The 16,551-nt window shown below is 45.2% G+C and carries 6 protein-coding genes and 1 other annotated feature; all 6 genes read left to right on the top strand.

Going from position 1 to position 16,551, the window contains the following annotated elements; genetic code table 11:
* Positions 1 to 244 precede the first annotated feature (244 nt).
* The 6 genes from BVG16_RS25275 to BVG16_RS25250 all read left to right on the top strand — a co-directional run bounded on the left by BVG16_RS25275 (position 245) and on the right by BVG16_RS25250 (position 16,539).
* On the top strand, positions 245 to 5,323 hold the full coding sequence (locus tag BVG16_RS25275; RefSeq protein WP_078501979.1) for an AAA family ATPase: 5,079 nt from the start codon (positions 245 to 247) through the stop codon (positions 5,321 to 5,323).
* The gene (locus BVG16_RS25270) at positions 5,320 to 5,973 is read left to right on the top strand and encodes a response regulator transcription factor (protein ID WP_078501978.1); all 654 of its coding nucleotides are present in this window, start codon (positions 5,320 to 5,322) and stop codon (positions 5,971 to 5,973) included. The genes BVG16_RS25275 and BVG16_RS25270 overlap by 4 nt, the downstream gene beginning before the upstream one ends.
* 574 nt (positions 5,974 to 6,547) lie before the next feature.
* Entirely contained in the window at positions 6,548 to 12,004 is a 5,457-nt protein-coding gene (locus BVG16_RS25265; protein WP_078501977.1) for a family 10 glycosylhydrolase, read from the top strand.
* Positions 12,005 to 12,070: 66 nt separating this feature from the next.
* Positions 12,071 to 12,292, top strand: a binding site (T-box leader).
* A 91-nt stretch (positions 12,293 to 12,383) separates the two neighbouring features.
* Positions 12,384 to 13,643 (top strand): tyrosine--tRNA ligase, encoded by a 1,260-nt coding sequence (tyrS, locus tag BVG16_RS25260; protein ID WP_078501976.1) that lies wholly within the window; start codon positions 12,384 to 12,386, stop codon positions 13,641 to 13,643.
* A gap of 259 nt (positions 13,644 to 13,902) precedes the next feature.
* A complete protein-coding gene (locus tag BVG16_RS25255) occupies positions 13,903 to 14,481 on the top strand; it encodes a DUF5317 domain-containing protein (RefSeq protein WP_078501975.1) in 579 nt (192 codons plus the stop codon).
* 219 nt (positions 14,482 to 14,700) lie between these two features.
* On the top strand, positions 14,701 to 16,539 hold the full coding sequence (locus tag BVG16_RS25250; RefSeq protein WP_233147166.1) for a bifunctional diguanylate cyclase/phosphohydrolase: 1,839 nt from the start codon (positions 14,701 to 14,703) through the stop codon (positions 16,537 to 16,539).
* Positions 16,540 to 16,551: the final 12 nt, after the last annotated feature.

The following is a 16,551-nucleotide window of genomic DNA, read 5'->3' as shown; positions in this document are numbered from 1 at the left end:
TATGGTATAAAATTAGGAGCAATCGCCGAAGACGGATATTTGATAGATAAATGATCTGCTGCAAAAACAAAACCAAACGTAAAGTTGAATAATGAACAGGACCGTCCTCTGGGCGGTCTATTTGCATATTCCGTCTGCTTTATTCAAGTGTTCATTCAACCAAATCCGATGATATAATTGGTATAATTTAACGGAAAATGGACGAGCTTCGGATTTCATCTATACCATTAGGGAGTGTGGAATTATGATCGAGATACCAGGTTATCAAACATTGGATGTCATAGGGAGTCATGGAGATATCCAGTTATATAGATTGTTACGTCTTAAGGATCGTAGAAATGTGATTCTCAAGACGACATGCGATGAATTTCCAGGTCCCGCGATGATAGAAGCTTTTCGTTATGAATATGATAAGCTTACGCGTTTAGGGGGTCGGGGCGCGTTAGAAGTTTATCATCTGGAAATCATAGCGGAGCGGCCCATGATGTTCTTACAAGATATCGGAGGAAGTAGGCTGGATCGGGTATTGTGTACACGTTCGAATGCCTTAGGGTTACCTGTCCTGCTTCGTATTGCCATTGCTGCAGTCGATAGTCTTATGCAAATCCATCGTGAGAAAATGACACTTCATGACATCACTCCCTTCCATCTGATCGTGAATCCCGATACATTTGAAGTGAAATTTATCGATATTCGCAGGTGTTCAACGGAACAGGAGAAGAGTCCGCTGCCGTTGTTAAGTGGTCGATCGGACGATATTCTACCCTATATTTCGCCGGAGCTGACGGGCAGAACAGGAATCACGCCGGATTATCGTTCTGATTTTTATTCGCTGGGTATTACTTTATATGAATGGTTATCAGGCAGCCTTCCTTTTGCGTTTCAAGATGTGCTGGATATCGTATACCGCCATCTTGCCAGTACACCCCAACCTCTACATCATCGAGTTCTCTCGATACCTAGACCCGTCTCGGACATTATCGGAAAATGTATGGAGAAGATGCCTGATGCAAGATATGCTAGCGCGTTTGGACTGAAGTCGGATCTGCAGGAGTGCCTCGAACAATATCAAGCTTCTGGGAAAGTCGACTCCTTTGTGCTTGCAAGCCGAGATATTCCTGAGCGCTGGACGGTTCCAGCTCATTTCTACGGTCGACGGAAAGAACAACGATGTTTGCAAGAAGCGCTGCAAAGGGCGTCGGAGGGGGCTGCAGAGGTTGTCTGGATCAAAGGAAGCGGGGGGATAGGGAAAACTTCCTTGGTCAGAGAAACATTTCGTAAATTAGTTCCATTTGAAGGTATATTCGCGAAGGGCAAGTGTAATCCACAACACACCGCACTCCCTTATGATGTATGGGTACAGGCCATAGGAGAATTAGTCGGTCAACTATTGATGGAGAACAAGCTGCAAGAGGAAGTGTGGAAGCTTCGTATTCTGAACGCGGTAGATGGCTATGGACAGCTTCTGATTGATTTCGTTCCCAAGTTGGAATTGCTTATTGGCAAGCAACAGCAAGTGCAGCCTTTACCACCTGTGCAAGCCCAGCACCGATTGCATACGATAATGAATCGATTTCTCCAACTGTTCCTTCATCCCAACCATCCTTTGGTGGTATTCTTAGACGACCTTCAGTGGGCGGATGATGCGTCGCTTCAATATCTCGCCCACCTGCTAGAGGATCGGGCAACGAAGAATCTCCTTATCGTCATGGCTTGTCGAGCAGAAACTTCAGTCTCGCATCCGGTCCATCGACTCAGCGAGGAGCTTGCAGAACGGAACATAGCCATGAGCAGCATTCATCTGAAGGCGCTCGAACTCGAAGATCTGCAGCAGCTGATAAGGGATGCCATGCGTTACCAAGGTTCTGATACGGACGAACTTGCACAGCTATTGCTGCACAAGACGGAAGGAAATCCGTTTTTCCTTAAGCAATTTCTTCAAGATTTAATTGACGACAAACAGGTAACCTTTGACGAATGGAGCGGAAGCTGGCAATGGGATCTACAGCGCATTGGCGAGATGAGCGTGCCGGATAATGCAGCCGACTATCTATCAGATAAGCTGAAGTTGTTTTCATATCCTACGGTTTACGTTCTTGGAAGGGCTGCATTTTTGGGCAGCAGTTTTGACCTTAATACCCTTTCTTCGATTACGGAACTTTCCTTACACGAGCTTGCCGAAGTGATGACGATCGCGATGCACGAGCGTTTGCTACAGCCTGTTGGGGTTGAAGGAGCTCAGCAGTACAGATTTCAACATGACCGTATTCATCAAGCCGCCTATGCACTTGTTGACGAGATAGAACGTCCTGACTTGCATGGGAGAATCGGCTGGCTTTTCATACATCGTATGAAATCAGGTGAGGGGACTAACATTTTCGAAGCGGTTAACCATTTAAATCAAGCCTTAGCGCGGATCCCATGTCCGGAACAGAAGCTGGAAGTGGCAGCATTGAACTTGCAGGCGGGTTTGAAGGCGAAGCAATCCACCGCCTATGAGACATCGCTCGCGTATTTGCGCCAAGCGACGTCATTGTTAGATGAAGAAAGTTGGAATCAAGACTATGCCTTAACCTTCAGTGCTTTCCAAGAACGGGCGGAGACGGAATTCTTGTGTGCCCAGTTCGAGACGGCGAATGATTTGTTCGATATATTAATTCACAAAGCGGCAACAAATTTGGACAAGGCGCGCGTCTGCACGATAAAGATTCAGTTGGAGGCGAATCATGACAATTATGAGAAGGTTATTTCTTTAGGGCGTACAACCTTGGCTTTGTTAGATGTGCGCCACAATTTCACGCCAAGTTCAACCCAACTGACCCTTCAATGGCTTAGGCTGCGTCGGAAAATCCGCAAACATCCGCTTGAATCGCTTGGTCAACTTCCGCCGATGAACGAAGAAACGCGCAGAGTAGCTATGACCGCCTTAGTCCATACGGGCCATGCCTGCTACTTTATACATCCGAAAGGCTGGCTTGCATCCACCTTCACCATGCTTGAAATGACGCTGGATTATGGCTTGACTCCGGAAGCTTCGATCGGGTTTGTGGGATACGCCATGTTTCTTTATTTTCACTTTCGGCAAGATGAAGAGGCATTTACGTGGGGGATGCTGGCCTGTAACGTATCAAGACCTTACCCAACGCTGTATGTGAAGACGCTGACTTCATTCACCTTGTGTTACGATAGCTGGCGCCGCTATGATCCAACGCTGCTTAAGATGTTTACGGATCACGCTGGCAAAGTAGGACTCGAGTCTGGGGATCTGTGGCATGGGAATCAGAGCGTACTCGTCAATTGTGCTTCATTGCTTCAATTCGGTCATCCACTTGGGGACATTTATGATCGACTAATTGCGCAGTCGGGGGATTTTCAACGTCATAATAACAGCCTGCATTGGAAGCAAGCAGCTATATTTACATCGCTGCTTGTCCGTCTAACAGGATACCGAGCACCGGATGATCCTTTCGAATTATCGGATGTTATGCGGGAGGATTTCGCGGATTCGGTTCACGGAGATGAGTTCCAAATGATTCAAGAGCTTGTCTACACGCTGCAATATTTACCCGGTTATTTGTTCGGTCAGTATCAAGAGGCGAATGAGGCGTTGAAGAAATCGGCTGCTATCATCGCATTACGCCAGGATGATTCTAATCGTGTCGTTCAATACATGTATGAATCGCTTGTGTGGGCACAGCTTTATGAAGAAATGTCGGTTGAGGAGCAAAAAGAATGTTGGATGAAGTTACGCTACCGACTGAAAAAAATGAAGAAATATGCCATGCGTTGCCCTGAAAATTATCAGCATAAGTACTTACTGATCCATGCAGAAATGGCTCGGTTGACAAGTAAAAACCGCCAAGCCGAAGATTTTTATTCGCAATCGATGGAGACTGCACGATCGAATGGTCATATACACGATTTGGCGATCGCTGCGGAATGTTACGGTAGATATAGTCTTCGTCAAGGCAAGCTCCAGCTTGCAAAGGTCTATATGACAGAGGCGTATGAAGCCTATGTGCAATGGGGCGCAGCAGCGAAAGCCGCAGATTTGGAACAAAAATACGGACATCTGCTGCATATCAGCGGACAGTCGGGTTTAGAACGCGTCGATTCACTCTCCGTTGTCATGGCGGCGCAAGCCTTGTCGGGTGAAATGGAGATGAGCCGCCTGCTCGACACATTGATGCGCATCATGCTCCACAATGCAGGGGCCGAATACGGTGCGCTCTTATTTGACCATGAGGACAAATGGGTTATCGAAGTGCATGGAACGGAAGAGGAGCTTCGTATCGAATCCATCCCGCTGGAGGAAGAGTCCAACTTAGTTCCCGCAGCCATTATCGGATATGCAGCAAGAACGCAAGAGGAAGTTGTGCTGCATGACGCGGCACAAGAAGGGTTATTTGTCCAGATTCCATATGTAATGGATAAAGATTTGAAATCGATTCTCTGTCTTCCGGTGATACATCAGAACAAGCTGATTTGTCTGCTCTATATGGAGAATAAACTCTCGCGGAACATATTTACGCCGCATCGGTTGGATGTGTTGAAGATGCTGGGCTCGCAATGCGCTATTTCCATTATGAATGCGAAGCTATATGCCGGGATTCAATATCTTACACATCATCTGGAAGATCAAGTAGAGGAAAGGACCCGCAGTCTGGAACGATCGATGCGTGAGACGTCGGCTGCCCTGGCGGAAGTTTCGATTTATGAGGAACGGAATCGTATCGCGCACGAAATTCATGACATCGTGGGACATACGCTCACATCAACAATCCTTCAAATCGAGGCTGGCAAACGGCTGCTCAGTAAGGATATAACAGCGGGTGTTCAGCGGCTGAATGAGGCACAGGATCTTGTCCGCCATAGCCTAAATGAAATACGGGGCTCCGTCCATATGTTGAAGGAGGACAAATACGCCGATCTGTCCGCGATGTTAAATCGACTTATTCAAGATACGGAGCGAAACGCAGGAGTTGTCATTCATCGGATGATTCATGATGTGCCTGAGTTATCGATTTTTCATAAAAAAATGATCTATCATGCGCTGCAGGAAGGGTTAACCAATGGGATTCGGCATGGTCGGAGCAAGGAGTTCCGCTTCAGTCTGGAGCTAGTAGGCTCGTATGTGCAATTCAGGCTTGAAGACAAAGGGTTAGGCACGGATCAGATTACGCTGGGATTTGGACTGAAAGCGATGAAAGAGCGAGCTGAACAATTAGGGGGGCGTTTCATGATCGATTCTTGGGCGAACCGCGGCAGCTTGCTGGGGATTGATTTACCTATTCGAAGCGGCGGATTGGAGATGCGAAAATGAGAACAATTAGGATTGTCATCGCAGATGATCAAATGCTGACGCGGGAAGGTCTTCGAACAATTCTTGATTTGGAGGACGATATAGAGGTCATTGGCGTTGCTAAGAATGGACTGGAAGCTTGTGAAATGGCGGAGACGCTTCGCCCGGATCTCGTCTTATTGGATATCCAAATGCCTGTTATGGACGGGATTAGTGCGTTGAAGCGAATCAAGCGGAGTTGCCCAGGGATGTATATTCTGATTTTGACGACTTTTATTGAGACAGACTACATCGTCGAAGGGATGGCGCACGGAGCAAGCGGGTATATGCTGAAGGACATGGATGCGGATAAAATGATTGGTTCCATTCGCGATACGATATCTGGGCAATTCATTCTCCCGGCTTCTGTCGCAGCTAAATTGGCGGCAAGAATGAACAAATTGACGGAGGATTATGATTTTTTGCAAAAAACTAATTTGAGCAGCATCAAGTTGACTGAGCGGGAAGAGGAGTTGGCCCGTCTTATTATCAAGGGTCTGAACAACCGTGAAATCGCCGATACGCTGCACATTGCTGAGGGTACGGCGCGTAATTATATCAGTAACCTGTATAGCAAATTGGAGGTCGTCGACCGTGCACAAGCAATCGTACGTCTTCAGGCTTTCATATGAATCAAGCTGCTTTATAAGTTTAAGAGCTTTTCTGGGTGAAACCGGGAAGGCTTTTTTTTGACATTCTAGAATTTATAACTTTTCGAGAGATTGGCGAAATCAAATTAGGGTGCAGGGAACGGAGTGAAATGAACGGACACAGCAGCTCTTATCATGCTAAACATAAGCTGTATACTCATGATTCGAATGGAATAAGGGCATCTAGGTCCGCGAAAACGGCTAATCTATGAGCATAGCAAACAATAAGGTCTCTCATGTCCGTTATGCATCTCCTATCCACCGATTTATAAGTTCCCACAATAAAGGACCGTCGGGTGATCCCCTGACGGTTTTTCTCATTGGTGATTTATTTTAAATTTTAAGCAAAAAAGGGTTTACAAGGAAACTAGTAATTCATATACTAGAAGGAATATTTCGTATAATAAATTTTTATGAAATGTTATTTATGAAATTTTATTTCATAAAATGAATTAAACAGGGGAATGAGGCGGTGATACGATGACCGAGGTATAACTCTGCGGTGTGCATTTGATGTATTTTAAACTTTTAGTTATGGGGAAGGGAAGTGCAATGCATGGTACGTAGGTTATCATTATTTAGCAGACCTCTAAGCGTAGTACTCATAATAAGTTTAATTGTAAGCGCATTCATACCGATTGCGGTAAAGCCAGTATATAGTGCTGTCTACCATGAAGGAGAGACTGTAGATGTGCTGACAGAGCAGAGTAATTCAGACCCTCAAATCATTGAACAATCCATGCCAACGGGTGAAGCCGCGCGTCTGGAGATTGAACCAAGTCCTGTGGTCATACCGACCCATTCTACACAGACGTTCACAGCAAAGGGTTTTGATACAAACGCTAAGGAACTAGAAGTGCCGCAAGATCAGATTAACTGGAGTATCAAATCGGACAGCGTACCGGGGATAGGCACTTTAGTGGATGGGACGCTAACAACAGGGGATCAACCGGCAACAGGTGTCATCGAGGCTGTGTATAACGGGATCACCGCGGAAGTGAACGTGATCGTCGAAGCCCCCTCGCTCATGGCATCCGCCAATACGGCATGGACCCAAGTGTTTGAGGACTTTGAGGATATCGGTGATGTTCGCGTCACGTCCGTACAGTCGAATTCCGCGGTTCTGACGCAGTCAGAACGTCCAGCTCCAGTGAAATACGGATTCAAGGCTGGCAAGCTCGAGTATGATTTTACGGGGACGGGAGGGACTTCAGCGGCCTATATCCGATTTAAAAATGCAGAAGGAAAAGATGGACGAGAGATCGCAGGAAAACCGAAGAAGATCGGCTTCTGGGTTTATGGTGAAGATAAAAAGCATTGGATTCGCGGCCAAGTGCAGGATCAGTTGGGAGGACAATTTACGCTTGATTTTACCGGGAGCAGTGAAGTGCTAAATGGTTGGCGTTACGTTACAGCGGATATACCGTCTAGCAACTTTCCAATCAAACTGAATTATATATATCTGGTAGAGACGAGCAATAAAACCTCGGGCACTCTTTATGTGGACCAGGTGAGCGCTGTCTATGAAAATACCGATATGTTCGGGTTGGAATGGGCGGGCGTGATGCCGATGGGGGTAGGTGAATCGCTGCAAGCTCAGGTGCTCGTCACGCGAAAAGGATATGCCGAACCACAGCTTGTAGACGGTAACGTCACCTACACAAGCAGCAATGAGAATGTGGCGACCATCGATACGATGGGTAGGATCAAGGCGGTCGGAACGGGGGAGACGGAATTGACGGCCACGTATAATACCTTTTCAACCATCTATCGGTTGGTCGTCTCGGATCAATCTGTGCTACCGGATGCCCTGCAGATGGAAGGACCGGCTTCACTTGTTCTTACAGAAACAGCCAAACTAAAGGCGTTTGCGATCTTTGGAACGAATGAACCTGTCGATGTATCATCGGATACGGTATTTACAGGGGAAGAGGGAAGCCCAGTGGCTGTGGTCACGGGCCAGACGATTCAAGCGAAAGCGATCGGGGCGATGAACATCACTGCTAATTATAAAGGACGGAAGCATAGCTATACCGTACAAGTTAAGGCAGGAGAATTAAAAAGCATTGAAATTGCCAATGTATTTTCCGTGATTATAGGCGGTGACTCCGTGAAGGCTAAAGTCTTCGGGGACTATAAGATCGAAGGGAAAAAAGAAATACCTTCGGGGGCAGCGTTCACGAGTGCGAATCCAGCCATTGCAACAATCGATTCACTCACCGGTGAGGTGAAGGCGGTATCGCCGGGCACGACCTTGATTACGGCTACGGTGGAAGGAAAAACAGCGCAACAGCTTGTTGTCGTAACGAATCCGCCTGCTCATCCGAAGCGGGAGTTGCGAGGGGCATGGATTGCTACCGTTGAGAATATTGATTGGCCGACCAAAAATGTATTTGATCCGGAGCAGCAAAGACAAGACTTTATTCGCCTCATCGATCAATTGCATGACACGGGCATCAATGCTGTATTCGTTCAGGTCAGACCAACAAGCGATTCCTTCTTCCCTTCGAAGTATTTCCCATGGTCGCACTGGCTAACGGGAGAGCAAGGGAAGGCGCCAAGCGACGGCTATGACCCGCTTAAATTTATGATAGAAGAGACACATAAACGCAATATTGAATTCCATGCTTGGATTAATCCTTACCGGATTAGCATGCATGATAATCCGAACCTGCTCGCACCTAATCACCCTGCGAGGCTTCACCCGGACTGGGTTGTGGCCAATGGCGGCAAGCTGTACTTTAATCCCGGCGTAGCCGAGGCCAAAGATTATATTATCAACGGCGTGAAAGAAATTGTAGAGAATTATGATGTCGACGGCATTCATATGGATGATTATTTCTATCCTTATCCGGGCAATGAGCCTTTTAATGACAGCAAGCAGTATGATGCATACAAAACGAATGGCGGGACGATGAATCTTCAAGACTGGCGTAGAGATAATGTGAATTCCATCGTGAAGGGTTTGCATACAGGCGTTAAGCAAATCAAGCCTTACGTGAAATTCGGTATCAGCCCGTTCGGTATTTGGCGAAACAAGGGAACAGACCCTACAGGCTCAGATACGGCAGGTCAGGAAAATTATGATGGTCTATTTGCCGACACTCGAACATGGATGAAAGAAGGTTGGGTGGATTATCTCGCGCCGCAGATCTACTGGCATTTTGGATATTCCGCAGCGGCATACGAGAAATTAATGGATTGGTGGACCAAGGAAATTAACGGTCAAAATGACGGTTCAGGCAAACACGATATTCATCTCTACATTGGTCAGGGAGCCTACCGCGTAGGCGAAGATAACTGGAAGAACCCAGATCAGCTGCCGGCGCAGCTGCGATTTAATAATGATTATGGGGATAAGGTTTCAGGGAACATCTTGTTTAGTTCGTCAGATGTTCTCGCGAACCCGCTTGGTGTGAGAGATGCAATTGCATCGATGTATGCCCGGCCAGCACTTATTCCCGTTATGCCGTGGATAAAGGGAGATGTGCCAAATGCACCGGAAATCGTCGGATTAAGCGAGGTTTCTGGAGCGAAGCAACTGTCTTGGAAAGATAGCGGAAGCAGTCAGCCTACTTATTATGCGGTGTATCGAGCATCAGGTCTTGAAGCGCCTGATGTAAATAATACCGCGAATCTTTTGGACACGGTCCGAAGAGCAGAGGGTCCGATTCAGACCTATACGGACAATACAGCTGTTCCGGGTCAAGTCTATACCTATGCGGTAACGGCGGTCAGCCGATTGCATGTGGAGAGCGTCATGAGCAATACGATTTCTGAACCTACGACATCGCCGTCACTTTTGGGCATTGAATTAGGTGAATTAACAAGTATGATCATTCCGCAAACCCAGCAGGTTCATGTTTTTGGCACGAATGTGTTCGGCGACAAAGAGGAACTCACATCCGGTATTGCATTTCAAAGTTCAGATGCCAAAGTTGCTAGTATAAGCGTATCGGGTCTTATCACGGCACATGCAGCTGGAATCACCACGATAACGGCAACGTATCAAGGATTCAGCGCGACGTATAGCCTATCTGTCTTTGCGTCCCCGATCCAAGAGTTGAAGCTGAATCCATTAACTGATATGAGCGTTGGCAACACTCAGCAAGTGACAGTGAGTGCTGTGCATGAGAATGGAGAGGAAGAGGTTCTGACTTCAGGTGTGGAATTCACAAGTACACAACCGACGGTGGCTAGTATTAGCCTTAATGGACTGATCACAGCGCATACGGCTGGGATAACGACGATAACGGCAGCGTATCAAGGATTCAGCGCGACGTATAGCCTATCCGTCTTGGCGTCCCCGATCCAAGAACTGAAGCTGAATCCATTAACTAGCATGAACGTAGGTAACACTCAGCAAGTGACAGTGAGTGCTGTGCATGAGAGTGGGCAGGAAGAGGTTCTGACTTCGGATGTCGCATTCACGAGCACGGAACCGGCGATCGCTAGCATAAGCGAATCAGGCCTTATCACAGCACATGCAGCTGGAGTAACCACGATAACAGCTACGTATCAAGGATTTAGCGCGACGTATAGCCTATCCGTCTTGGCGTCCCCGATCCAAGAGTTGAAGCTGAATCCATTAACTAGTATGACCGTGGGTAACACTCAGCAAGTAACAGTAAGTGCTGTGCATGAGAATGGACAGGAAGAGGTTCTGACTTCGGGTGTCACATTCACGAGCACGGAACCGGCGATCGCTAGCATAAGCGAATCAGGTTTGATCAAGGCGCTCGCTCCGGGAACGACGGTGATTACAGCAGCATACCAAGGTAAAAGCGTATCCTATACGCTGACGGTCCAATCCCAGCCGACAACGAATCCGGGGCCGGGGACATCCAATTCGAATCCTGCACCAAGCACACCAGCGGCTCCAAAGCCGAAGCCATCGGATGTCTATACCGTAACGGAGAAGGAATTAATGAATGCCCCAGATGGTAAGCTGAACATTTCTGCTGGAGCGGGCAAGACACAGGTACAATTGCCGGGTAATGTAGCGGAGCGTTTGGGCAAACAAGGTACGGTTCATCTTGATTTTGACGGAATGGCAGTATCCATACCGATTTCTGTCTTACAGGAAGCTGTGAAGCAGGCACAACTCACCAGCACGGTGGACGTCCAGATCGGCGTAGCGCTTAAGCGACTGGATACCGTGCAAATAACGAACCTAATGACTGATTTGCAAAAGCAATCCGATGCGATTGTATCCGGCGAACAAATCGTAACACTCCAAATCTTTGTCCTATCCAAAGATGGGACAAAAACGGAACTTAAAACATTTAAACAACCAATAACACTTACGCTCCCAATTCCTAAGACTGCAAAGGCTTCACGCGTTGGGATTTATGGCATTGATGAGCAGAAGCGCATTCAATATGTGGGCGGAACGATAACGGAAGGGAATCGTATAACAACCGATGTTTCGCAGTCGGGTCAATATGGCGCGATGTCATACGACAAGTCGTTCACCGATGTTGATTCGCGACATTGGGCAGAACAAGTGATTAAAGATATGGCGGCAAGACATGTCATCAAAGGTTTACCAGATGGGACGTTCTCCCCGAACAAGGAGGTCACCCGAGGTGAATTTGTATCCTTACTCGTTCGTCTTATGAAGTTACCGACCGGTGAGGATACTCCTTTCGCTGATGTTGAGACGAATGACTGGTTCGCCGGTGAAGTATCAGCAGCTGCGAAGGCAGGTTTCATTCACAGGTCGAACGATGGATTGTTCCATCCGAATGCTGCGATCACCCGAGAGGAAATGGCTGTACTGCTTATGAATGCTTATAAGGCATCTGGCATGAAGGAATTAGAGGATATGCCACATGCAGCATTTAGGGATCAAGCTAACATTAGCGATTGGGCACAACAATCCATTGATGAAGCGGTATCGTTAGGACTTCTTCGCGGCAGCGGTCAACACATGTTCCATCCTGCAAACCCATTGACACGTGCTGAGAGTGCCCAAGTACTGGCGAATTTACTGGAGAAATGGAAGAACTAATACAGAATTGGTTATGGTGATTGACATTGTATTATTATTTCACTATACTGTCTGTAATCTTATATTTGATATACGTTGAAAGAGCCTAGTAGCAGCTTGTCACTGTTTTCAGAAAGCTAGGGGTTGATGGAACCTAGCACACACAAACCTGCGAATTACACTCTGGAGTATCTTAGTTGAACCTAAGCGGCGTGGCAATCGATATTATTGCTAAAAGTGGTATTCGTGGCGACGATCGCGCTATGAATGCAATTTGGGTGGTAACACGGTTATTCAATCGTCCCTGTGTCTAGAATAGACAAGGGACGATTTTTTGTTTTTCTAGAGCAGCGTATATCCGAAGTAGAAGATAAATTAATTAAAAGGGGCTAAAAAGATCATGAATATTATTGATGAACTTGAATGGCGCGACGCGATTAACCAGCAGACAGACGCAGAAGGATTGCGCGAACTTGTGAATGAGAAACAAATCTCCTTATATTGCGGCGTCGACCCAACAGGCGATAGCATGCATATCGGCCATTTGATTCCGTTTATGATGTTGAAACGGTTCCAGTTGGCAGGGCACAGTCCCGTGATTTTGATTGGCGGAGCAACGGGAACCATCGGTGATCCGAGCGGACGTCAGACAGAACGTTCTTTACAGACGATGGAGCAAGTGCAAGCGAACGTGGATGCGTTAACGGCACAAATGAAAAAGCTTTTTGATACCGACGGCAGCAATCAACTTCGTATGGTGAACAATTATGATTGGTCACATAAAATCAACGTGATCGAATTCTTACGTGACTACGGAAAGAACTTCAGCATTAACGCGATGTTAGCGAAGGATGTCGTGGCTAGCCGATTGGATAGCGGAATCTCTTTCACGGAGTTCTCTTACCAGATTCTTCAATCCCTGGATTACCTTCATTTGTTCAAAGAAGAGGACGTTCAATTGCAAATCGGGGGTTCAGACCAATGGGGGAACATTACAAGTGGTCTAGACTTAATCCGGAAGAAAGAAGGATCAGAGGCCAAAGCATTCGGACTCACGATTCCGTTGATGCTGAAAGCTGACGGAACCAAGTTCGGAAAAACAGCAGGCGGCGCGATCTGGCTTGATCCGAACAAGACAACGCCATTCGAATTCTACCAATTCTGGGCGAATACCGATGACCGTGATGTCGTCAAATACTTGAAGTTCTTTACCTTCTTAGATAAAGAAGCGATTGATGGATTGGCTGAAAAGGTGCAGACCGAACCTCACAAACGTGAAGCGCAAAAAGCGTTGGCCGAAGAAATGACGAAATTCGTTCATGGCGAGGCATTGCTTGAGCAAGCGAAAAAGATCACAGCAGCGTTATTCAGCGGGGATATCAAATCATTAACAGCCGACGAAATCGAGCAAGGTTTCAAAGAGATGCCTACCTTCCAGGCGACGAAAGAAACCAAAAACATCGTGGATTGGCTTGTAGATCTTGGGATTGAGCCTTCCAAACGCCAAGCCCGCGAGGATATTACCAAAGGTGCGATCTCAATGAATGGCGAACGTGTTAATGACATTGAGATGAATGTCACCGTAGAGGACTCTTTTGATGGCCGGTTTATCATTATTCGTAAAGGCAAGAAGAATTATAGCTTAGTGAAATTGACTTAAGCCAAGTATATTATCGTAAGAGGTTGTTCAACCCAATGAACAGCCTTTTTTTTATTCATTCATTTATTCATTCATTCAGGTGTGTATGGCTTGAATAGAACCTTTACAGAACAAAACCAATGATTGACTTTATACCAAAGATAACATATAATCGCCATATATTTATGGAGAAATTTGTCTATTTATCCTTTTTATTTTACATATTTTTGTAAAATATTATTTTAAAATATAATATCCTGTCTAAAGGAGAAGTTAGTATATGGTTATCGATGGAATTGTGATAGGAATCATCGTAGGACTGATCCGTGCAGGTTTCAAGAACGGTCTAGTCGCCCTTTCGAATATTCGGATTAAAGGTGGAATTATTTTCCCTTTATTGCTGCTTCTTCAGTTTTTTATGTTTTATTTTCAGGATCAAGTGCAGTTTTTTAATCAAATAAGCGGATATTTCTTTATGGTTGTATACATTGTAGGCCTTTATGTTTTGTGGTTGAATCGTAACGAACCAGGCTTCTGGTATATTTTCATAGGAGTGGGTCTGAATTTTCTTGTGATGGTACTAAATGGTGGAAGAATGCCGGTGTCCCTAGAGGCTGCTAAGGTACTTGACCCTATTTATACCCAGATGCTGAAAGACGGTGTGACGGTCACAAAGCATATTATGTTAGACGATTCAACACATCTTTCGTTTCTAGGTGATATTATTCCTATATCTTCTCCTTATCCTCGGACTCAAGTCATTAGTATTGGAGATATTGTTATGAATATAGGAATTTTTATATATCTACAAAAAATCATGCTCGTAGAAAAACTCCGAACTTCTTCCGTTGATGCATAATAAAATTTACATAATATCACTTATACTAAGTGAAAGGAGGATGTTACCTTGAAAAAAGCTACTGTTTCTCGCATTCTTCTCAATACTGTCATTGTTGCTTCTGTCGTTATTGCGCTTACATCAGGAATTAAAATTACTCCATAAAATAAATAAGAAAGAAACAGGGTTACCCTGTTTCTTTCTTATTTTATGAAGATCATATGAAAGTAGTGAACAGAATTGCTAGATAAGACTATCCTTCAGCTGCGTCAATATAAACATATATTTGAGCTTTTCTTTACACTTACCGGACTCGTACTTGGTGTTATCTATAGTTTATATCATTACAGACCTATATTCATATCGGATTGGATTATCATTTATTCCATGGTTGTCGCGGTGGTTCTCTTAGACGTCTATATGTTTAAGATTCCCCCGGAGGGTAATAGTGAGTCAATGGATTCCTCCGTCTATCTAGCTGCTGTCTTTATGTATGGGGGAAGTTTCACCTTAATCATTATGATGATTAGTTTCCTATTTATGATCATTAGAGGAATTACAATCAAAACAACATCTATAATTAAGCATGGAGTAAACGCTGCCCTATATACTTTTATGATTGTAGGAGCAGATGTCACTTATAAATGGACAGGGGGGATGACAGGTTCATTTCAATTTAATAACCTTTATCCTTACCTGGGCGCAATCATCGTCTATTCAATAATTAATATTTTGTTAATCAGTGTACTTACGGTCATATATGAAGGAGGCAGTGTTAAAGAAACGCTATTAATCTATTCTCGAAATAGTCTATTTGCTTATCTTAGCACGATGCTGTTGTCGCTTGTCGTTCTTATTTTGACGGATAATAGCGGGATTTTTGGGTTAATGCTCTTTTTAAGTATTGCAATGTTTTTATCCGTTGCATTTAAAAAGCTCTTTGTTATTTATAATCAAATAAGCGATAAGGCAAATATCGATCAAAGGACGGGATTGTACAGTCACAGTTATTTTGAAGAGAAGCTGGATGATTATATTAAGCTCTATCGCGATCGAGATCAAGTATTCTCATTAGCCATGTTAGACTTGGATGATTTTAAAAAATACAATGACGCATACGGACATCCACAAGGGGATCGCTTACTTAGTTTCTTTGGAGACATCATCAAAAAAGAGTGTGAAGCCGCTAAATTTCTCCCTGCTCGCTATGGTGGGGAAGAATTTTCGATTATTATGCCTGGTGTTACCAAGGAAAAGGCAAATGAGTTCATCAATGAATTGCGAAAAAAGGTTAATAATTCGTTGTTCGATGGCGTAGACGTCTTCCCGCACGGTTGTATCTCCTTCTCAGCCGGGATACTCGAGATCACGAAGGATAATTACGATAAATCCCAACTTGTGGACCATGCCGACCGTGCGCTATATATTGCGAAGTCGAAGGGGAAGAATACGGTGTCTATCTATGGAGAGCAGAGTTATCTCCCCCAACGATTCGAGCATGATATTCATGAAATAGAGCAGCAAGTTAAGATATTTCTATCCAAGGATGTTTATACCTATAAGCACTCGAAGCGCGTATACTCCTATGCGGTGGAAATGGCTGAAGTTCTGCAATTGAAAGAAGAAGACCGGCGGACTTTGATCTTGGGCGCATTGATTCATGATATCGGTAAACTAGAGATTCCGCGCGATGTACTGAACAAGAAAACGCGGCTAACGCCCGATGAATGGGAAATGGTTAAGAAGCATGTGCTTTGGGGGAAAGAAATTGTCCTTGCTTCCGGTAAATATAAAGAGTTGATCCCTCTGGTAGAATTGCATCATGAACGTTACGATGGAAAAGGATACCCATATGGCCTGCAAGGGGAAGAAATTCCGCGACTCGCCCGGTTGTTATGTATTATTGACTCGTTCGACGCGATGACGACGGAACGACCTTATCAAGCAACGAAATCATTCCATGAAGCGCTTGGAGAAATTCGTCTATGCTCGGGAAGTCAATTTGATCCTGAACTTGCCGTTCAATTTATTCAATTCATGGAGCATAAGATCGCAAGTCAGTTGTTGACGGCAAAATAAAGCGAAGAAGGC

The organism is Paenibacillus selenitireducens, assembly GCF_002021565.1.
Classification (GTDB): domain Bacteria; phylum Bacillota; class Bacilli; order Paenibacillales; family Paenibacillaceae; genus Paenibacillus_K; species Paenibacillus_K selenitireducens.
The sequence above is the reverse complement of the archived record's forward strand: the minus strand, read 5'-3'. Positions and strand labels throughout refer to the sequence as shown.